This is a genomic window from Bradyrhizobium sp. CCBAU 21365, from assembly GCF_015291305.1.
In the GTDB taxonomy this organism is placed as follows: domain Bacteria; phylum Pseudomonadota; class Alphaproteobacteria; order Rhizobiales; family Xanthobacteraceae; genus Bradyrhizobium; species Bradyrhizobium elkanii.
This window is the reverse complement of record NZ_CP030036.1, coordinates 243,482-263,607: the sequence shown is the minus strand read 5'-3', so window position 1 is coordinate 263,607 and position 20,126 is coordinate 243,482. Positions and strand designations below refer to the sequence as shown.

18 protein-coding genes are annotated in these 20,126 nt (G+C 65.3%); 9 read left to right on the top strand and 9 right to left on the bottom strand.

The annotated features are described in order from the left end of the window. Window positions 1-200: 200 nt before the first annotated feature. Genes XI02_RS01215 through XI02_RS01190 form a run of 6 tightly spaced genes read right to left on the bottom strand, consistent with a single transcriptional unit; the run spans window position 201 to window position 7,948 of the window. Entirely contained in the window at window positions 201-2,003 is a 1,803-nt protein-coding gene (locus XI02_RS01215) for an alpha/beta fold hydrolase (RefSeq protein ID WP_172646182.1), read from the bottom strand. Further along, window positions 2,000-4,510 carry a glycoside hydrolase family 2 protein gene (locus XI02_RS01210; protein WP_172646183.1) on the bottom strand — a complete coding sequence of 837 codons (2,511 nt, stop codon included), beginning with the start codon at window positions 4,508-4,510 and terminating at the stop codon, window positions 2,000-2,002. The genes XI02_RS01215 and XI02_RS01210 overlap by 4 nt, the downstream gene beginning before the upstream one ends. Window positions 4,511-4,556: 46 nt before the next feature. Then, window positions 4,557-5,555, bottom strand: coding sequence for a DUF1839 family protein (locus XI02_RS01205; RefSeq protein ID WP_172646184.1), 999 nt, complete (start codon window positions 5,553-5,555; stop codon window positions 4,557-4,559). A 15-nt stretch (window positions 5,556-5,570) separates the two neighbouring features. Continuing rightward, window positions 5,571-6,494 (bottom strand): amino acid--[acyl-carrier-protein] ligase, encoded by a 924-nt coding sequence (locus XI02_RS01200; RefSeq protein WP_172646185.1) that lies wholly within the window; start codon window positions 6,492-6,494, stop codon window positions 5,571-5,573. Between the two features lies 1 nt (window position 6,495). Then, window positions 6,496-7,698 (bottom strand): acyl-CoA dehydrogenase family protein, encoded by a 1,203-nt coding sequence (locus XI02_RS01195; RefSeq protein ID WP_244980871.1) that lies wholly within the window; start codon window positions 7,696-7,698, stop codon window positions 6,496-6,498. A 4-nt stretch (window positions 7,699-7,702) separates the two neighbouring features. Continuing rightward, window positions 7,703-7,948 (bottom strand): acyl carrier protein, encoded by a 246-nt coding sequence (locus XI02_RS01190; protein WP_016841436.1) that lies wholly within the window; start codon window positions 7,946-7,948, stop codon window positions 7,703-7,705. A 683-nt stretch (window positions 7,949-8,631) separates the two neighbouring features. On the opposite strand from XI02_RS01190, the gene XI02_RS01185 reads away from it, so the two are divergent. The 3 genes from XI02_RS01185 to XI02_RS01175 all read left to right on the top strand — a co-directional run bounded on the left by XI02_RS01185 (window position 8,632) and on the right by XI02_RS01175 (window position 11,093). Then, complete coding sequence (locus XI02_RS01185) at window positions 8,632-8,970, top strand: P-II family nitrogen regulator (RefSeq protein ID WP_026192063.1); 339 nt, start codon at window positions 8,632-8,634, stop codon at window positions 8,968-8,970. A 39-nt stretch (window positions 8,971-9,009) separates the two neighbouring features. Next, window positions 9,010-10,458 carry an ammonium transporter gene (locus XI02_RS01180; RefSeq protein ID WP_016841438.1) on the top strand — a complete coding sequence of 483 codons (1,449 nt, stop codon included), beginning with the start codon at window positions 9,010-9,012 and terminating at the stop codon, window positions 10,456-10,458. Window positions 10,459-10,688: 230 nt separating this feature from the next. Further along, on the top strand, window positions 10,689-11,093 hold the full coding sequence (locus tag XI02_RS01175; protein WP_016841439.1) for a GFA family protein: 405 nt from the start codon (window positions 10,689-10,691) through the stop codon (window positions 11,091-11,093). On the opposite strand, the gene XI02_RS44965 is transcribed toward XI02_RS01175, so the two are convergent. Next, window positions 11,018-11,383 (bottom strand): hypothetical protein, encoded by a 366-nt coding sequence (locus XI02_RS44965; RefSeq protein ID WP_244981102.1) that lies wholly within the window; start codon window positions 11,381-11,383, stop codon window positions 11,018-11,020. The genes XI02_RS01175 and XI02_RS44965 overlap by 76 nt on opposite strands. 239 nt (window positions 11,384-11,622) lie before the next feature. Between XI02_RS44965 and XI02_RS01165 the strand changes: the two genes are divergently transcribed. From XI02_RS01165 to XI02_RS01150, 4 genes are all read left to right on the top strand, one after another. Next, entirely contained in the window at window positions 11,623-12,849 is a 1,227-nt protein-coding gene (locus XI02_RS01165) for an aminotransferase class I/II-fold pyridoxal phosphate-dependent enzyme (RefSeq protein WP_172646186.1), read from the top strand. Between the two features lie 16 nt (window positions 12,850-12,865). Beyond that, window positions 12,866-15,346, top strand: coding sequence for a DNA translocase FtsK (locus tag XI02_RS01160; protein ID WP_194483352.1), 2,481 nt, complete (start codon window positions 12,866-12,868; stop codon window positions 15,344-15,346). A 100-nt stretch (window positions 15,347-15,446) separates the two neighbouring features. Then, the gene (locus XI02_RS01155) at window positions 15,447-16,253 is read left to right on the top strand and encodes an outer membrane lipoprotein carrier protein LolA (protein WP_016841443.1); all 807 of its coding nucleotides are present in this window, start codon (window positions 15,447-15,449) and stop codon (window positions 16,251-16,253) included. Between the two features lie 98 nt (window positions 16,254-16,351). Then, window positions 16,352-17,167, top strand: a complete 816-nt coding sequence (locus XI02_RS01150) for an exodeoxyribonuclease III (RefSeq protein ID WP_069279095.1) — start codon at window positions 16,352-16,354, stop codon at window positions 17,165-17,167. Between the two features lie 49 nt (window positions 17,168-17,216). On the opposite strand, the gene XI02_RS01145 is transcribed toward XI02_RS01150, so the two are convergent. After that, a complete protein-coding gene (locus tag XI02_RS01145) occupies window positions 17,217-17,657 on the bottom strand; it encodes a cyclic nucleotide-binding domain-containing protein (protein ID WP_016841445.1) in 441 nt (146 codons plus the stop codon). Between the two features lie 57 nt (window positions 17,658-17,714). Next, complete coding sequence (locus XI02_RS01140; protein ID WP_016841446.1) at window positions 17,715-18,401, bottom strand: response regulator transcription factor; 687 nt, start codon at window positions 18,399-18,401, stop codon at window positions 17,715-17,717. A 241-nt stretch (window positions 18,402-18,642) separates the two neighbouring features. Between XI02_RS01140 and XI02_RS01135 the strand changes: the two genes are divergently transcribed. Both XI02_RS01135 and XI02_RS01130 read left to right on the top strand, forming a co-directional pair. After that, window positions 18,643-19,182 carry a L,D-transpeptidase gene (locus tag XI02_RS01135; RefSeq protein ID WP_016841447.1) on the top strand — a complete coding sequence of 180 codons (540 nt, stop codon included), beginning with the start codon at window positions 18,643-18,645 and terminating at the stop codon, window positions 19,180-19,182. Window positions 19,183-19,285: 103 nt separating this feature from the next. Continuing rightward, window positions 19,286-20,071 (top strand): 2-keto-4-pentenoate hydratase, encoded by a 786-nt coding sequence (locus XI02_RS01130; protein WP_172646188.1) that lies wholly within the window; start codon window positions 19,286-19,288, stop codon window positions 20,069-20,071. The last annotated feature ends 55 nt before the right edge of the window (window positions 20,072-20,126 follow it).

Sequence of the window (20,126 nt, the reverse complement as noted above, 5' to 3'; positions counted from 1 at the left end):
TGCCGCGCTGATATCGGTCGCTAGTGTGCTGAATACGAAGTTCGTGCGATTTCGCGGCAACCACCTTCACGAACTTCGCATTCATAAAGCACACTAGAATCATAAGTTCGCTAGTGTCCTTATCGAATCCGAAGTTCGTCCCGAAGGTGCGGCGAATGATGCGAACTTCGGATTCGGGACACTAGAGCGGCCGCACCGCTTCATGACAGCGCCATCGATTTACGCTTCAGCTCGGTGTGCGGCGCGATGGCCGGCGCGGCATCGGGACCGATCGATCCTCCACGCTTGCCGCCGCGGCGATCGATCAGGCGCGCGACGACAGTGCGCCGCGCGGAACGAGGCGTCAGCGAATGGTCGGCGTTGGGCAGCGTCAGCCGCGTCACGCCAGGGATGCTTGTGAGCCGTTTGCCGTCCTGGCCGAAATGGCGTGCGATCTCCTGCAGGCTGAGATCGCCGTCCGAGGTGACCATGAGGACGCGTACGTCGCGACTGCAAAGCTCGCGCATCCAGCGCTCGACGCGGTTACGACCAAGCAGGGCTGACGGATGCGTCGCCGACAACGTCGACTTGACGGCTTCCAATCCGCGCCGCACCAGCCGCCTGGCGCTATCTGACACTGACAGCTTCCAGGCGGACCTGGTCGTCATCGCAGGCCCCTCCGCCGGACCGATCTGCTGCTGGCTTCCGCGATTCGCCTTGGAGGCTTCGTATGCTTTCCAGGCCGTCAGCTCCAGCGCGTAGGAACTGTTCCAGGCAAAGCAGAGCGGGTTGATCATGGTCAGGGCGCGGACGCGGCGGTCCGCGCGCGCAGTGTGCAGGGCCTGGAAGGCGCCCGAGCATGTGCCCACAAGCTCGACCTTGGCAAAGCCCGCCCGCTGCATCCAGTCGATCGCCGCACTGACGTCGAGGCGGGTGCTGGAATCATAGAGGAACAGACGATCGCTCGCAGCATCGTCGCTCAGGCCGATGCCCGGCAGGTCGATGCGCAGCGACGCCACGCCGGCGGCCGCCAGCTCGCGCGCCGCCTCGACCGTGCCGCGTGCCCAGCCGACATGCGGCACGCCGCCGGAGTTGAGGAAGATGACCGGATCGGCCGCAGCATGGCTGACACGCGGCCGGGTCAGCACGCCACAGATCGATGACGCCTGCCCGATCACAACCGGCTCTTCCGTGTAGTGCGACCCCTCCAGTATCTCGCGGCCGGGCAAGGGTTCGACGCGCTGAACCGCGCCGGCGACGGCCCGATCGGACAGCCAGTCCGTCCAGCAACCGACAACGTCGGCCGGAATCCGGTTCGCGGTCGGGTCGCACATGAGCAGATGATAGTCCTTGAACTGCACGATCGTCGTGCTTTCGACCGAAGTCCGGCCATCGCGGATTTCAGAGACTGCCAACGGCTGTCCATTCGCGATCAAAAGCGTCGGCATGGGCGGAAGGGCCGCGACGGCCCGCCGCCAATCCAGCATCGACAGATCGGCGAGCGTCTCATGCGAAAGCCGGAAGCCGACGGCCTCGCGTCCCTCGGCGAACGTCGCGTCGCTTGCGGCGCTGTTGGCGAGTGCCCCATCGATCACGCGCGACATCGCGGTGATTTCGCGCACATAGGTTTTGCCGGAACCCGGTGGCGCCAGCAAAGCAAGGCCCGCCACGTCATCGCGTCCCACCGCGGCGAGCGGGGCCAGCAGCGCACCGAGCCGGAAGCCGGCGAGGATGACATCCTCCACGCCGCAATCTCGCTTCAACCGGTCGATCGCCGCGCCGATGCTTGCAGTCCAGGCCATCACCTGGCCCGGCGCCGCGTGGTCGCCGGCCGCGTTGCCGCAGCCGGGATAATCAAACAACAGGGTAGGCAGGCCCGCCGCGGCCGCCTTGTCGGACAACAGCTTCAGGAACCGGCGACTGCACAGATCCTCATGACCATGCGCGCCGGCGATGACGACACCCCGCCTTCCCTTCGCTTCGTTCAGCCAGCCGATGGTATCGGCAAAGACAACTGGTTTCATGTCATGCTCCCGGCGGACTCATTTGTCCGCCCGACTTCCAATTCTTCCGCTCTGGGCGCCTCGTAGCTCATGTCGCGATCGGCATTGAGCGCCGTCACTGTGCCGCCAGGCGTCGCCACATGCGGACCGTCAAGGCCGACCTCCCGCTCGGTGCCCGGCATCAGGTGAAAATTGTTCTCCCCTGGAACGAACAGATCGTCCTGGATGGAGACGTGATAGGCCGCGCGTTTGCAGGCGAGCCGCAGCCGCCACGCGTCCTTGTGGCGCACCAAACTCACAGTCAGGCCCACGTCGCGCCGCGCGGTCATGACATCCGGCAGCACATGGAAGGCCTCGGCAAGGACCTTCCCGTCATCGTCCTCCAGCCTTGCCACGGTGACTTCATGTCCGGGCGGCCCGAAGCGATAGGCGTAGGAGATATCGAAGAAGGCGCCGAGCACCGAGAAGGCCGAAAGCGACAGGCCACCGTGCGCCGGCACGCTGATCGGCCGGCGCGCCGACACCACCGGCGTGACGCCGTCCCGCAGACAGGTCAGCGACAACGTCGCCTGGACGGTCTTCGCGGTATCGTTGACGGCATGGACGGTCAGCCCGTTGACGCCCTCATCGCTCAGGATCAGCCGCAGCGGGGCAAACGCCCGCCTGAGCCCGTGCCAGACGGGTTTCGGCCGGCCGGTCGAATCGACCACGCCCCAGCCCGCGCCCGGCCGCAAATCCTTCCAGAAGAACAGCAGCGCTCCGGCCGTCAGCGAACAGGGCCTGCGCCATTCGTCGATGGTGCGCTCCACCACCTCGGTCGTCACCGCACGGGAAAGCTCGAGATAGCGACTGGTATTCTCGGTGCGCAGCCGGCGCGCGTCGACGGAAAAATGCGCCTCCAGATAATGCTCGCGCACATCCTCGAAGTCCCAGGAGGCGCCGACGTCGCGCGGCACACCCGCCTTCCAGCGCGGATCGTGCACCGGCGGCACAGGCAGTTGCGCATCCAGCGTTGCCTTGTCAGGCACATTGGCAAAGGCAAGGCATTCGCTCGCAAAGCGCACCTCGGCCCGGCGCGCGTCATCCAGCGGACGGCAATAGGCACCGACCCCGTAATAATGCGTCGGCCCGCCATCGGTCGTGAACGGCAGGTTGCCGCCGGATGGCGATGACGTCACAAGCACCACGTCGGGACGCTGCGCTTCGGCGATGGGGCGCACCACCTTGTCGAACCAGGGCGTCGGATCCATCGACATCGGCAAGCCCATCATCGCCGCCTGCTGCGCCACCTCGCTGCCGCCGCACAGAACGGCGAGTGACGGCGAATGCCTGAGCCGCCCGAGCAGATTCCCGACCTCGCGCGAGAGCGACGCCTGCCAGGCTTCATCCTTCGCCGGATAGTCGAAATTGGCGAGCATCAGGTCCTGCCAGACCAGGATGCCCATCTCGTCGCAAAGCTCGTGAAATGCGTCGCTCTCATAGACGAACGTGCCGCCGACCCTGAACATGTTGACCCCGGCCCGCCGTGCAAGATCGAGGTCACGCGCGACTTCCGCGCGCGAGGACGGCAGCCGCACCGGATCGGACGGCGTCCACACCGCGCCGCGGCAAAAGACGGATACGCCATTGACAACCAGCCGAAAGCCGCGGCCGTCGGCGCCACGATCGATCTCGATGTGCCGGAAGCCGATGCGGCCGAGTGCAATTCGCATCGGGCCGAGCGTCAGGACGACCTCGTGCAACGCCGGTTCGCCATGGCTGTTCGGCCACCATGGCGCAACGTTCGCGATATCGAGCCTTGCCGTCAGCTGCGTGTCTGTCTCGGCCGTCAACGCGGCGACAGCGCCCGCACAGGCGATCATGGCCGGAGTGCCGTCCAACGGCTCGACCAGCGTGACCGTGACCGAAAGATGCCCTGTCGTGCCGGCGAGGTCGGCCCGCATCTGCACATCGCGCACGGCTTGACGATCGGTCTCGCGGATCAGCTTGATCGGCCGCCACGGTCCGACGATGTCGAAGCCCGGGGACCAACCCGGCATATGGCCGATCAGCGTGGTCCGCACGAGCCTCAGCCGCTGATCGTCGATCATGCGCGGCCTCCAGCGCGCACGCGGACCGGTCAGGGTTTCCAGATGGCGCTTGAGGCTGCGGAATGCGATGACCACTTGCTCGCCGCCGGCAAGCGTCAGGGCCACATCATGGCGCTCGAACATCGAGGTCGAGGACAGCACGAGGCGATCGTCGAGCCAGACCTCCGCGACCGTCGCCAAGCCGTCAAATACAAGACGGACGGGTCCTGCGGCATCGAGCCGGCGACGATACCAGACGTCCTGGTCGTGCAGCGGAGCGGGATGGTTGCGGTCCCAGCGGCCAAGCGCTTCCAGCGCAGCTGCGGCCGTGCCGGGGCACGCCGCCTCCAGCCATTCGGCACCGCCGTCGACCGCCGCTGGAGACGCCCACGCGCCGGCCGGCGAGACGGCCATGCGCCAGCCGCTGTCCAGGAGCTCGGCCGTCTCGGTCGTCGACACAAAAGTGTCCGTGCACACACGCATTCCCATAACCGGCAAGCCAGTCCTATGCTGCCTTACTGGCGAGATCCGTCATACGACCGTCCAGCGCGTCCATCACCGTTTGCCAGGCCTTGGCCATCGGCCCGATGCCGTCCGCGAGTCCATCGAACCGATGCCGGGCCATGGCGCGGGCGAGCTTGAATTGCATGACCTTGGCGCCCTCGGCGATCGCCGCGGCGGCTTCGATCGCCTCAGCGAGACTGGTCTCGCCGTGCCGGCCCAGCCATTCCAGATGACTGGAGAGAAGTTCGAAATTGGCGCCCACCTGCCGCAACGTGTTGAAGGCGTAGACGTGAAAATACTCCGGTGACCGGCCGGCCAGCACCTCGGCATGGCGGCCGAACACGGCCGCGTAAGCGTCGAGCGGATTGTGCTTCGGCCTCCGCCGCAGATGCTGCGCGAGGATCTCGGTAGCCGCACCGACCGGATCGCGCGAAGGGCGCGTGGCGTCGAATTTAACGAACTCGGCATAAGGAAACAGCGGCAGGCCGCCGGCCGGCGCGCCGTCGCGCTGTCCGAAAATGCCGTCGTAGTCCTCGCCGTCCAGCGCAAAGTAGCCGTCGTTGTGGAAGTAGGCCATGTGGCGGCGCCCGGGAACGAGCACGTTGATGCCGACCGTCGTCTTGGAATGGCCGGTGCGATAGGTGATGCCCTTGGTGTCGGGCAGATGGAAGGCATCGACCTCGACCAGCGGCAGCCGCCCGCGCTCGATCTGATTAAGAACATGCGTCTCCAGGCGATCGAACACGGACAGTTCCTGGATATCCAGGCCGGCCAATCGCTGCAGGTCGGCCGTCGGGAATTTGAAGAACGTGAACTGGTCGCCTTCGAAATCCTGCGCGACGGTGAAGCCGAGCGCCGCGACCGGGTCATTCCCGGTCGCATGCATCACCTCGATCAGCAGATCGACATAGCAGTTGGTCTGTGGCCATCGCCGCTCCGGATCGTGCAACCAGTGCGGCTTGTGGGCGGCCGGATCGAGCCCGGCGATGGCGCTCTTCATTTCAGTTGCCCCAAATCAGTCGCTCCAAAGCGTCTCGCGCACGGAAGCCGGCCAGGCCTCGACGTCAGGGCCGTGATGGCGGAACAGCGCGAGCGCCACGCGCTCCAGCCCGAAGCCGACGCAGGCCGAGTGGCACAGGCTGCCATCCGCGAACTTCAAGCCCCAGGTCTGGCCGAAATGGTCGCGATGGTAGTTGAAGGACAAGCAGGCCGTCGGTTTCTCGATACTGGTCACCGGGATCAGCAGCTCGAACTTGAGTCCTTCGTCGCGCTGGTTGTTGGCCATCATCTTGCCGCCGCGGCCGAAGAACGGATCGTTGGCGAGGTCAACTTCGCATGGCAGGTCGAGGGATTCGATCATCGCCTTGCCGCGCTCCAGCCAGCTTTCGCGGAAGGCGCACACCTGCTCGGCCGTCCCGATGCGGACGAATTCGCGCATGCGGAAGAGCTGCATGCGCGCCGGATCCTTGGAAGGCTCGTGGCGGAAGCAATAGGAGGAGAGCTCGAACAGGACACCGTCGTCGGGCACCGGACCGCGCGCGGCGACGGTCGGATAGAGCGGGTAGCAGGCGGCCGGCGTCAGCACCACGTTCGTCGCCCGCTGCAGTTCGGTCCAGTCCTCTCCCGCGGCCATCATGCCGAGAAGCTGCGCATGCTCGCGCTCGCCGCCCATGAAGGAATGCACGCAGCCCGCAAGCTGCGGGAAACTCTTCATGTAACCGCTGCCTTCAAGCGTGGCGCGACTCATGCCCGGCGGGAAGTGGATGCGGGTTGCCTTGTCCGGCGCTCCGATGCTGGTCACGAGCCGCTCAAAGTGCTCGATCACGTCTTCGAAAACGCCGGAGCGGCCATAAAGCCCGTCTACTCCGGTCCTGAACAGGATGCTCTTGTCGAACAGAGTGTCGAGCAGGCTCGTGGCATCGAACGTCTTGGCGTCCATCTCAACCTCTCAGGCTGGTATCAAAGCGGCTCATCAGCAGGAGCGTCGCGGTGTTGGAAAGAATGCGGTCGTTCGAAATCATCACCGGCGCTGAGCTCACATCGCGCAGATGCCTGCCGACGCTGAACGGCGTGCCGTTCTTGTAGCCGACGATGCCGTTGATCTGCATGGCGAGCCGCACGATCGCCCCCGCCTTCTCGCTCGCGGCGACCTTCAGCGCGTTGATCTCAGCGGTGAAGCCGATCGAGGAGAGCGCGTCGTCATTGCCCTTGGCCGCATCGAAGCGGTGAATGGCCGCCGTGAGATGACCCTTCATCTCCTGAAGCAGGGCGGCCGCTTCGGCGAGCCGTAGCGCGCCCGGCGGGAGACTTCCATCCGCCTGCTTGCGCGCCGCAGCCTTGACGAACGCTTGCGCACGATTGAAGGCATCGGTGGCGATACCGAACCAGGTCGCGCCCCAGAAGATATGCGAGCTCGCCAGCATCGACTGCGCCGCGATCTCCGAGAACGGCTTGGGGAAGATCTGCGCCGCGTCACCGTGCGCGACAAGATGGAAACCGTCCGAACAGGTGCCGCGCATCCCGAGCGTGTCCCATACGGAGGTGCGCTCCAGCGTGCGGTTCAGGTCTGCGGGAATGACAACCATCACCTGATCGGAGCTTGCGGCGTCCGGAGCGCGCCGCGCCGTGGCGAGAATTGCGTCGGCATGGCGGCCGTAGGAAATGACGGTCGCTTCCTTGGTCAGCGAGAAACGGCCGTCCGCCACTTCGACCGCACAGATCGAATTGCGCAAATTGCCGCCGATGCCGGCTTCCGTGGTCGCGGAGGCCATCAGCAACTGCTCGGCTGCAATGCGACGCATATAGGCCAGATGCCAGTCGCTGGCGCCGCCGTGGCTGACGAAGCTCGACGTCTTGATCTGATGCATGGCGTAGATCATGGCGCTCGAGCCGCACGCCTGAGCGAGCTGGACGATGAGATCCGCGATCTCCATCGTGCCCAATCCTTCCCCGCCATGCTCGACGGGGATCGCGACGCCGAGCAGGCGCTCGCGCTTCAATACTTCGATGGTGTCGGCCGGAAAACGGCCCTCGCGGTCAACCGCGTCGACCTGCTGCGCGGCGATCTTGGCGACCCGACGCATGCGCTCGGCCGGCGTGTCGGCAGAGGCCGGCACCGGCTCTATCATTCTCACCACGCTCATGGTGTTACGCCGCCTGCTGTGTAAGCCGTGAAACGGCGTCCGCGACGTTGGAGAGCGACGAGAAGGTCCGTCGCGTTAGCATCGCTTCGGGAAATTCGATGTTGAACTCTTCCTCAAGCGCCAGCATCACCTGCACCGTGGCGAAGGATGTCAGCCCTGCGTCATAGAGATTCGTGTCGTCGGTGATCGTGCTGAAATCCAGCGAAATCATCGGCTGCTGCTCGAGCAGCGCGCGGATACGATCAATCATGATGGCCCACCTGTCACTGAAGTACGTATAAAGACGGCCAATAGCGCACCGCCAGCATCGGCAGCGTTAACGCTGGAAATGCAACGTGGCGGACGGCTAACGTTCGGTAACGAACACTGCCGAAAGTGCGGGACTTGTACCGTCTTGGCGCGCTTGCCGCATACGGCCCTGGTCGGCCCCGCGCAGAACGGCGCGGCGATGATGCCCGCCACTGGCTTCGCTTGTCTTCGCGGATCTCGGCGCAGGTCACGTCCCGGGGGCGGGAATTCAGGCAAGCCGATGAAGCCCAACGGCAAATTCCCTCGGCGCAATCCGTCCGGCAGGCTCGCGAATCGACGTCCCGATCGAGGATGGTCGCAGGCTGCGGAACAGCCTGGCAGCCGTGTCTGGATACCGTACCCTGCACTGTGGCTGAGCAGAATTGTGTTCGGAGTTGGCCGTGCCTGCGTTCTAGACAGGCCTGACCATATTTTAGGCGCGGCGGAATAGCGCAGGGGCACCTCCCTCCCGCAAAGCGGGAAAAGGTCCGGATTCATAATCCATTAGCGAACTCCGGCCGTTTGGCACGGCATTTGATTCTAAGGGTCCAGGCTGTGCCCGCGTAGTGGATGTCCTCCGCGTGGTGAACCTCAGTCGAAACTCCCGGTGTTCATTCGCACCGGGCCCAAGCGGGGATAGGACTCATGAAAATTGTTATGGCGATCATTAAGCCATTCAAACTCGAAGAGGTCCGTGACGCCCTGACCGCCATTGGCGTTCACGGTCTCACGGTGACGGAAGTCAAAGGCTACGGCCGCCAGAAAGGCCACACGGAAATCTATCGCGGCGCCGAATATGCCGTGAGCTTCCTGCCCAAGATCAAGATCGAGGTCGCGGTCAATTCCGATCAGGTCGACAAGACCATCGACGCCATCACCTCCGCCGCCAAGACCGGTCAGATCGGCGACGGCAAGATCTTCGTCATCAGCCTCGATCACGCCGTGCGCATCCGCACCGGCGAGGCCGATGCCGCGGCCCTCTGATTTCGCGCTCAAACCTTAAGACCTCAGGAGTGAAATAACATGACGTTCAAGCGTCCCTACGGCGCGGGACTTGCGGCCCTTGCAGTCGGCCTGTTCGCCGCGACCGCCGCCTACGCCGAGCCGACCGTCAACAAGGGCGACAACGCCTGGATGTTGACCTCGACGGTGCTGGTGCTGCTGATGACCATCCCCGGCCTCGCGCTGTTCTATGGCGGCCTGGTCCGCTCCAAGAACATGCTCTCGGTGCTGGCGCAGGTGTTCTACACGGTCTGCCTCGTCACCGTGCTCTGGGCCCTCTACGGCTACAGCCTCGCCTTCACCGGCGGCTCCGACTTCATCGGCGGCTTCTCCAAGGCCTTCCTGATGGGCGTCACGCCGGACTCGAAGGCGGCGACCTTCTCGGTCGACGCCAACATCTCGGAGCTCGTCTATATGTGCTTCCAGATGACCTTCGCGGCGATCACGCCGGCCCTCATCGTCGGCGCCTTCGCCGAACGCATGAAGTTCGCGGCGATCGCGCTGTTCATCCCGCTCTGGGTCACCCTGATCTACTTCCCGATCGCGCACATGGTCTGGTACTGGCCGGGCCCGGACGCGATCCAGGATGCCGCCAAGGCGCTCGCCGCCGCGGCTGACGGTGCGGCCAAGACCGCGGCGCAGGCCAAGCTCGACGAGATCAACGCCGATGCCGGCTGGATCTTCAAGAAGGGTGCGATCGACTTCGCGGGCGGCACCGTCGTGCACATCAACGCGGGTATCGCCGGCCTGGTCGGCGCGCTGCTGATCGGCAAGCGGACCGGTTACGGCAAGGAGCTGATGGCTCCGCACTCGCTGACCATGACCATGATCGGCGCCTCGCTGCTCTGGGTCGGCTGGTTCGGCTTCAACGCCGGCTCCAACCTCGAAGCCAATGGCGGCGCTGCGCTCGCCATGACCAACTCCTTCGTGGCGACCGCCGCGGCGGCGCTGTCCTGGATGTTCGCGGAATGGATCATCAAGGGCCATCCCTCGCTGCTCGGCGCGCTGTCGGGCGCGGTCGCGGGCCTCGTCGCGGTGACCCCGGCGGCCGGCTTCGCCGGTCCGATGGGTGCCATCGTGCTCGGCCTCGTGGTCGGCGTGGTCTGCCTGTTCTTCTGCACGGTGGTGAAGAACGCGCTCGGCTATGACGACTCGCTCGACGTGTTCGGCGTCCACTGCGTCGGCGGCATCGTCGGCGCGCTCGGCACCGGCATCCTGGTCAACCCGGCGCTCGGCGGTGCAGGGATCATCGACTACACCGCGATCCCGCCGAAGGTCGCCGACTACGACTTCGCGGCGCAGATGATCTCGCAGGTTTGGGGTGTCGGCACCACGCTGGTGTGGTCGGGCATCGGTTCGGCGATCCTCTACAAGATCGTCGACGTGATCGTCGGCCTGCGCGCCAACGTCGAGACCGAGCGTGAAGGCCTCGACATCACCGAGCACACGGAGCGCGCCTACAACATGTAAAATTAACGGCCCTTGAGGGCCGTTAATTTGGGTTCTCCCGGGGCGCGACCTCCCCAAGCGGTCGTTCCCAGAACTACGGTCCGGACACATACCCGGCAATGTCCGGGCCGTTGAGGGGCTCCAGCGCAAGCTGGGGCCCCTTTCTTTTTTCCGCGGCTTGAGAAAATATTGTCGGAATTGCCTGCCATTGTGGAATGACAGGCTACAAACAACGAAAACGGGAGGACGTCATGAAGGTGCAAGGCAGGTGCTATTGCGGCAACGTGCGCTACGAGGCCGAGGGCGAGCCGATGATGGCGGCGCAGTGCCTGTGCCGCGAATGCCAGTACATCACGGGCGGCGGACCGAACATGTTCATGGCGATGCCGACCACCGGCTTCAAATACACCGCCAGCGAGCCCAAGCAGTTCACCCGCAAGGATCTCGACCGCGCCGTGACGCGCGAGTTCTGCCCGGAATGCGGCACGCATCTCGTGACCAAGGTGCCGGGCCTGCCCGCCACCATCCTGAAGGTCGGCACCTTCGACGACCCCTCGGTATTCACCCCGCAGATGACGATCTACACCTGCGACAAGCAGACCTTCCACCACCTGCCCGAGGGCAAGCCGTCGTTCGAGAAGCTGCCGGCGCGGTAGCCGCCCCGCATCGGTGCGTAGCCCGGATGGAGCGCAGCGCAATCCGGGTCTGGCCTATCCGCGGACGAAGCGGCCCCCGGATTTCGCTTCGCTTCATCCGGGCTACGATGCTCGAGCCCTGTCAGTCGATCAGGACCTCCTCGGCGGGCAATTCGGCCGGCGCGCCGTTGCGGAAATAGCGTTCGAGGATATCGGCAAGCGAGCGTCGCTTCCGCCGTCTCGTCGCCCTCGGCGCCGCCGCCCGGCGCGATCCAGAAGCAGTCGCCGCCGTGCGGCGGGCGAATCCGCATCAGCAGCACTTCGCGCTCGCCGGTGATGATGAGCGCCCTGACGGCGCGGCGGTGGATCATGTCTCGGAGCAATTTCGATACGGTTTTCTAGGGTCAGCGCTGATAGCACGCGCCGGCCGATCGTGCCGCGCCACCGATGGTTAATCGCGTCTTAACCTCGCCCTATCTATGGTGACTTGATCGGTTTACGGTCGGCGCCCCTACCCTCCGACCGCAGTGAAAGTGCTGGCATTTCAATCATGGCAATGACCGCCTCATCCGGCTTGGCGCAGGGCGCCGGCGATGTCGCATCCGCCGGCCAGGCCGAGCGTTCCCCTTTCCTGCGCACGACCGAGCTACTGGCGCCGTATCAACCTGCCAAGCCCTTGATTACGCTGTCATTGGGCGAGCCGCAGCACCCGGTGCCCGATTTCGTCGGACCGGTGCTGGCAAAGCATACCGCCGAATTCGGCCGCTACCCGATCGCCAAGGGCATCGAACCATTCCGCCGCGCCGTCGCGACCTGGCTGGGAAGCCGGTTCCAATTGCCGCGGCCGGTCGATCCCGAGAGCGAGGTGATGGTGCTGAACGGCAGCCGCGAGGGGCTGTTCTTTGCCGCGATATCAGCCTCGCGCTACGTCGCGCCCCGCAAGGGACGGCCGGCGATCCTGATGCCGAACCCGTTCTACCCGGCCTATGGCGCCGGCGCCCGCGCGGCCGGTTGCGAGCAGATCTACCTGCCGACCACGCTCGGCAACGGTTTCCTGCCCGATCTTGATTCGATCGACGAGGCGACGCTGGCGCGCACCGTGGCGTTCTTCATCGCCTCGCCCGCCAACCCGCAGGGCTCGGTCGCCTCGCGCGCTTATTTCATGCGGCTGAAAGAGCTCGCCGATCGCTTCGGCTTCGTCATCCTGAGCGATGAGTGCTACTCGGAGATCTACACCCGCGAGGCGCCGGGCAGCATTCTCGAATGCGCCGGTCCCGACTTCAGCAATGTCGTGGCGTTCCAGTCGCTGTCGAAGCGCTCGAACCTGCCGGGCATGCGCGTCGGCTTCGCCGCGGGCGACAGAAAGTTTCTGGCCGCATTCCACGAGCTGCGCAATGTCGCCGCGCCGCAGGTGCCGGTGCCGCTGCAACATGTCGCGGTCGCCGCTTATAGCGACGAGGCGCATGTCGAGGAGAATCGCAGGCTCTATCGCATCAAGTTCGATTTCGCCGACCAGATCCTCGGCAACCGCTACGGCTACAAGCGCCCCGCCGGCGGCTTCTGCGTCTGGCTCGACGTCTCCGAGCGCGGCGGCGACGAGGCGGCGGCGGTCAGGCTCTATCGCGACGCCGGCGTGCGCGTGATTCCCGGCAGCTACCTGGCGCGCCAGCAGAACGACGGTTCCAATCCGGGTGCGGGCTATATCCGCCTTGCGCTCGTCTCCGACAGTGAATCGACGGCCGAGGCGATGCATCGCCTGGTCGAAACCCTGGGTTAATCGCGAAGCGCGAAGATTGAGTATGCCAGCGATCGAACGTGTCATCCCCCTGGTCGGCCATCTGCCGCTCTCGCTCCGCGAGGCGCTGGCGCGGCGGCTGCGCGAACTCACCGGGCTCGGCCTGATCGCGCTGTCGGGCGCCATCACGGCGGCGCTGATGACCTGGTCGGTGCAGGATCCGTCGCTGAGCCACGCCACCTCGCGCGCGATCCGCAACGTGCTCGGCTATCCCGGCGCCATCGGCGCCGACCTTCTGATGCAGATCCTCGGCCTCGGCGCCATCATGCTGGTGCTGCCGGTCGCGGTGTGGGGCTGGCGGATGCTGACGCATCGCCCGTTCGACCGCGAGGCGCTGCGGCTCGGCTGCTGGATCCTGTGCACGGTGATCGCGGCGGGCTTCGCCAGCTGCTGGCCGCACAACACCGCATGGCCGCTGCCGACCGGGCTCGGCGGCGTGGTCGGCGACGCGCTGCTGCGTGCGCCGGCGGTCGTGTTCGGCCCGCCCGGCTTCATCTATCGCGTCGTGCTCGGCTCCATCCTGGTCGTCGCGATGGCGGCAAGCTTCCTGTTCGCCTGCGGCTGGGGCGCCAAGGAGCAGGACGACGAGCTGACGCCGATCTCTGACGATGACGAGCCGTTCGTCGAGGAAGAAGACAACGACCGCAGCTCGGTCTCGCTGGGCTGGCTGTTCCATGCGCTGATGAGCGCGAAGGCGCGGCTCGGCTGGCTGCTGGCCACCGCCTACAAATCGCTGGTCTCGAGCGGAGCGCAGGGCCGCAGCGCCGCATTCGAGCGCCAGGAGCCCAATATCGGCGGCGGCCGCTCGGCGCCCTCGATCGCGCCCGCGCATGACGACCATGATGAGGACGAAGCTGAAGCATTCGACGACGACGAGGAAGAGGAGGACGAGGAGGAAGAAGCTCCCGCCGCCCGCGCCCCGCGCAAGAAGGCCGAGCCGAAGCCGAAGAAGAAGAATTCCGACAAGTTCGAGCTGCCCTCGGTCTCCGTGCTCAGTGCGCCGAAAGCCAGCGATCGCCAGCCGCTGAGCAAGGCCGAGCTCGAAACCAATTCGCGCTCGCTCGAAGGCGTGCTGCAGGACTTCGGCGTGCGCGGCGAGATCGTCAAGGCCAATCCCGGCCCGGTGGTCACGCTGTATGAGCTCGAGCCGGCGCCCGGCATCAAGTCGTCGCGCGTGATCGGGTTGTCCGACGACATCGCGCGTTCGATGAGCGCGCTGTCGGCCCGCGTCGCCGTGGTCGCCGGCCGCAACGCGATCGGCATCGAGCTGCCGAACGCGCATCGCGAGAAGGTCTATCTGCGCGAGCTTCTGGTCGCCAAGGAAAGCGTCGATTCGGTTGCGAAGCTGCCGCTGTGCCTCGGCAAGACGATCGGCGGCGACCCCGTCATCATCGATCTGGCGCGCACGCCGCACATGCTGATCGCCGGCACCACCGGCTCCGGCAAATCGGTCGCGATCAACACCATGATCCTGAGCCTGGTCTACCGGCTGCGGCCGGATCAGTGCCGCCTGATCATGGTGGATCCGAAGATGCTCGAACTCTCCGTCTATGACGGCATCCCGCACCTGCTGACGCCGGTCGTCACCGATCCGAAGAAGGCGGTGGTGGCGCTGAAATGGGCCGTGCGCGAGATGGAAGAGCGCTACAAGCGGATGGCCAAGCTCGGCGTGCGCAACATCGACGGCTATAATGCGCGCCTCGTCGAAGCCAAGGCCAAGGGCGAGGAGCTGACGCGCACCGTGCACACCGGCTTCGACAAGGAGACCGGCAAGGCGATCTACGAGGAAGAGAAGCTCGACCTCGAGCCGCTGCCCTACATCGTCATCATCGTCGACGAGATGGCCGACCTGATGATGGTCGCCGGCAAGGATATCGAAGGCGCGGTGCAGCGCCTCGCGCAAATGGCGCGCGCCGCCGGCCTGCATGTCATCCTCGCGACGCAGCGTCCGTCGGTCGACGTCATCACCGGCACGATCAAAGCGAACTTCCCGACCCGGATCGCCTTCCAGGTGACGTCGAAGATCGACAGCCGGACCATTCTTGGCGAGATGGGCGCCGAGCAGCTGCTCGGCCAGGGCGACATGCTCTACATGGCGGGCGGCGGCCGCATCAGCCGCGTGCACGGACCGTTCGCCTCCGACGAGGAAGTCGAGAAGGTGGTGCGTCACCTCAAGACGCAAGGCGCCCCGGAATATCTCGAAGCCGTCACCGCGGAAGAGCCGATCGACGAGGACGGCGCCGTGTTCGATGCCACCGGCATGGGCGGCGACGGCGGCGGCGATCTGTTCACGCAGGCGGTTGCGATCGTCAAGCGCGACCGCAAGGCGTCGACCTCCTACATCCAGCGCCGGCTGCAGATCGGCTATAACCGCGCCGCCTCGCTAATGGAGCGGATGGAACTTGAGGGCATCGTCGGCCCGGCGAATCACGCCGGAAAGCGCGAAATCCTGGTCGGGGAGGAAGAAGGCCAGTTCTGATCGGGGGCGATCATCACGGAAAAACCATATCTCCCTCGGAAGAGGCGGGATAAAATCCGGCGCAGCGGGACGAGCGTCGAACAGAGACCTGACATATCTGATGGCAAAACACCTCATTGACCGCGGCACGCGCACCGCGCTGGCTCTTCTCGTCACCGCCGCGATCGCCGGCGCTGCGACTGCGCAGAATGCGCCGCCCCCGAAGCCCGCACCCAAGGCCGCGCCAAAGAAGGACGCCGGCGCGCAAACCAATGCGGACAAGGGCCCGACGACGACAGGCGCCACCCAGGCACCGCCGAACCCGGTGATTCCCGATCCGCGCCGCAACGTGCCCGCCAACATCTTCCAGACCTTCGACGCCAACCAGAAGGCGCAGGCGGCCAAGGTCTCGGCCTATCTCTCGTCGCTGCAAACCCTGGTCGGAAATTTCGTCCAGGTCGGCCCCGACGGCACCAAGACCAAGGGCGATTTCTACATCCAGAAGCCCGGCAAGCTGCGCTTCGAATATGACGATCCGAGCCCGATCGAGGTGATCGCGGACGGCTCCTCGGTCGCGGTGCGCGACCGCAGGCTCGCCACCCAGGACGTCTATCCGCTGTCGCAGACCCCGCTGCGCTATCTGCTGTCGGATCGCATCGACCTGATGAAGGACACCAACGTCATCAGCGTCACCGCCGACGACGTGTTCGTCAGCATCACGATCGAGGAGAAGCAGGCGCTGGTCGGCACCAGCCGCTTCCTGCTGATGATCGGCGCCAAGGACGGCAAGCTCAAGCAGTGGACCGTCACCGACCCGCAGGGCTACGACACGACCGTTGCGGTCTACAATCTCGACGCGACGCAGAAGCCCGATCCGGCGCTGTTCAAGATCGACTTCACGACCTATCCCGGCACCTCGCCGGGCTAGCCATTCTGCTCCCTCGCCCCGCTCTTGCGGGGAGCGGCAGGAGTCCCCCTGTGGACAATTGAAATCCGCTGCGAGAACCGTGCTAAGACGCACCTCTCATGCGGTTCTCCGTCACCACCTGGAACATCAATTCGGTGCGCCTGCGCATCGACACCGTCGCCAAGTTCCTCAAGGGCGCGCGGCCGGATGTGCTGTGCCTGCAGGAGACCAAATGCATCGACGATGCGTTTCCGCTGAAACGTTTCAAGCGGCTTGGCTATGAGCACGTCGCGCTGAACGGACAGAAGGGCTATCACGGCGTCGCCATCGTCTCGCGCCTGCCGTTCGAGACGACCGACATCAGGACGTTCTGCGACAAGATCGATTCACGGCACATCTCGGTGTCCTTCGGCGAGAAGGCGCAGCTGTCAAAGCCGCTGGTGCTGCATAATTTCTACGTACCGGCCGGCGGCGATATTCCCGATCCCGCGCTCAACCCGAAATTCGAGCACAAGCTGCAATTCCTCGACGAGATGAAGGCCTGCGAGCCGCTGCATCCGCGCGGCGACGACCGCCACATTCTGGTCGGTGACCTCAACGTCGCCCCGCACGAGAACGACGTCTGGTCGCACAAGCAGCTGCTCAAGGTGGTCTCGCACACCCCGGTCGAGACCGAGAAGCTGCTGGCCGCGCAGGCGCATGGCGAATGGTTCGACATCGCGCGCGAGCGAATCCCGATGTCGGAAAAGGTCTACACCTGGTGGAGCTACCGCGCGGCGGACTGGACTGTCGGCGATCGCGGCCGACGGCTCGATCACATCTGGGTCTCGCGCGCGCTGAAGGATCAGGTCAGCGATTTCAAGATCACCCGCGACGCCCGCGGCTGGGAGCGCCCGTCGGACCACGTGCCGGTGACGGCGGTGATGGAGGTTTAAGGGCGCCGCCGACCCTCGACCCGTCATCCTGAGGAGCGCGGAACGCGCGTCATGTGCTCAGCTTCCCGCCCGCCATCAAGATATCGCTTGCGAGCTGGCTGGTGCGCAGCGCCAGTTCGTCGCGCAGCCGGCGGGCCGCGGCCGGATCGCTTTCCAGCACGCGCTGGAACAGGCTGCGCGCGACGCGGATCACCGAGCCGCGCTCCAGCGCGGTGGCAGTCGACGGCCGCTTCATCGCGACGATCAATGCGAGCTCGCCGATCAGCGCACCGGGACCGGCGATGATCTCGGCGCCGCCTTCCTCGACGCGGAAGGTGCCGCGCTGCACGACATAGCCGGCATCTGCGGCGTCGCCGGCCTTGAACAGCACGTCGCCTGCGTTGAAATCACGTTGCTCGGAGCCGATCGCCAGCATGCGCAAGGAGCTCTCGCCCAACAGACGCATTGTCGGGACCCGCTCGAGCAGGGCTACATCATCATCGATCGACATTCAGGTCCGGTAACCGCGGCGCGCCTCGATTTCACGAATCGTTGAGCGCAAAGCGTATCACGGCACCAGCTTGTAGCCACCGGCTTCCGTCACCAGGATTTCCGGGTTGGCGGCGTCCTTCTCGATCTTCTGGCGGAGGCGGTAGATGTGGGTTTCCAGCGTGTGGGTGGTGACACCGGAATTGTAGCCCCAGACTTCCTGGAGCAGGGTCTCGCGCGACACCGGCATCTGGCCGGCGCGGTAGAGGAAGCGGAGGATCGCGGTTTCCTTCTCGGTCAGCCGAACCTTCCTGGCATTGGCGCCGGTCAGCATCTTCGAGCCGGGCCGGAACGAATAGGGGCCGACCGAGAACACCGCGTCCTCGCTGGCCTCGTGCTGGCGGAGCTGCGCCCGGATCCGGGCCAGCAGCACCGCGAACCGAAATGGCTTCGCCACATAGTCGTTGGCGCCGGATTCGAGCCCCAGGATCGTATCGGAATCGGTGTCGTGGCCGGTCAGCATGATGATCGGAGCCTTGAAGCCGCCCTTGCGGAGCGAGCGGACCACTTCGCGGCCGTCGGTGTCGGGCAGGCCGACGTCCATCAGGACCAGATCGGGGGAATTGGCTTTGGCGGCAGTGGCGCCCTTGGCGCCGGTGTCGACTGCGGAGGCTTCGAATTCCTCGTGCAGCGACAGCTGCTCGACCAGCGTATCGCGCAGATCGGTATCGTCATCCACGATCAAGATCTTGCGGGCATTGGCCATAGGTACAATCCTTCGGGGCGGGGCGGTCAGAAGCGGAGGGCGCTTATGGCCGTAACATCGGCTAGATATGTGCTCAGGTAGGCGATTGTTACCGATTCACAAGGCAACGCAGTCTACCTCAAATCCGGCGGGGCAGGACGTGAATGTCCTGTAATGCCGGGAGATAGGATGTTCTGAACCTCCAAGGCAAGCTCAGTTTGGAACGATTCTTAAGGGAAGGTCAGCTATTTCAATCACTTATATGACAGTCAAACGTGATCGCCCGCTCTCCATCATCGAGGTCCGAGCAGCCGCCGGCGACCCGCGCCGGGGCTGGCTGTCGGCCGACGGCTGGACCGTGCCGGTGGCGCTCGGGCGCGGCGGAATCCTCGCCAACAAGCGCGAGGGCGACGGCGGCACGCCGCGCGGCGTCTTCCATCCGCGCAAGCTCTGGTGGCGTGCCGACCGGCACCAGCGTCCGACGACTTTCCTGCCGACCCGGCCGATCCGCCGCGAGGATGCCTGGTGCGAGGACCCCGCCGACCGTCACTACAACCAGCCGATCCGCCTCGACCGCGAGCAGGGCGGCGACCGCCTGACTCGCGAGGACCATCTCTACGATTTCATCATCGAGATCGACCACAACGCCGCGCCGCGCGTCGCCGGTCGCGGCAGCGCCGTCTTCCTGCATCTGGCGCGGCCGAATTTCTCGCCGACCGCCGGCTGTGTTTCGATGACGAAGACTTCGATGCTGCGGCTGTTGCGGCGGATGTCGCCGCAGACCCGGATCGTTATTGGGTAGGGTGGTGGAATAGCTCAGCATCGGTTTTCCCACGCGACAGGCGCGACGCGTTTGTGCTGAGATCGAACACAACAGAAAATAATTCCCGCGGGAGCGAAACAGCATGCTCGACAACAACCAGATCGCCGCCGCCTCGAAGGTCCTTCACGATCACTGGCTCGCCGGCACCAAGCTCACAGCACTCGATAGCGCAATTCGGCCGCGCGATCGCGCCGCGGGCTATGCGGTGCAGGCTGCGCTGGAGAAAACGTCGCGGGAAAAACTATTCGGCTGGAAGATCGCGGCGACCAGCGCGGCCGGCCAGAAGCACATCAACGTCGCGGGACCGCTCGCCGGGCGTATCCTCGCCGAGACGGTGATACCGGATGGCGGCACCGCGTCGATGCAGGGCAACGAGATGCGCGTCGGCGAGCCGGAATACGCCTTCCGCATGGCGCGCGATCTCGCGCCTCGCACGACACCTTACAGCGTGCAGGAGGTGCTGGATGCCGTCGGCACGCTGCATCCGGCGATCGAAATTCCGGATTCGCGTTTCGCCGATTTCGTCGCCGCCGGCGAAGCCCAGCTGATCGCCGACAATGCCTGCGCGCATCTGTTCGTGCTCGGACCCGCAACGACAGCGGACTGGCGCGCGATCGATCTGGTCGAGGACCGCCCGACCATCACGCTGCGCGGCGAGCGCTACATCGGCCACGGCAAGAACGTGCTCGGCGATCCGCGGATAGCGCTGGCCTGGTGCGCCAACGAGCTGCGCACGCTCGGGCTGACGCTGCGGGCAGGGGAAGTCGTCACCACAGGCACCTGCCATCCCCCGCTGCCGATCTCAGCCGGCGATGAATTCGCGGCCGATTTCGGCGCGATCGGAAAAGTGTCGGTGAAGTTCGCGTAGGCTGCGCGCTCACCACACACACCGCTGTCGTCCTGGCGAAGGCCAGGACCCATAC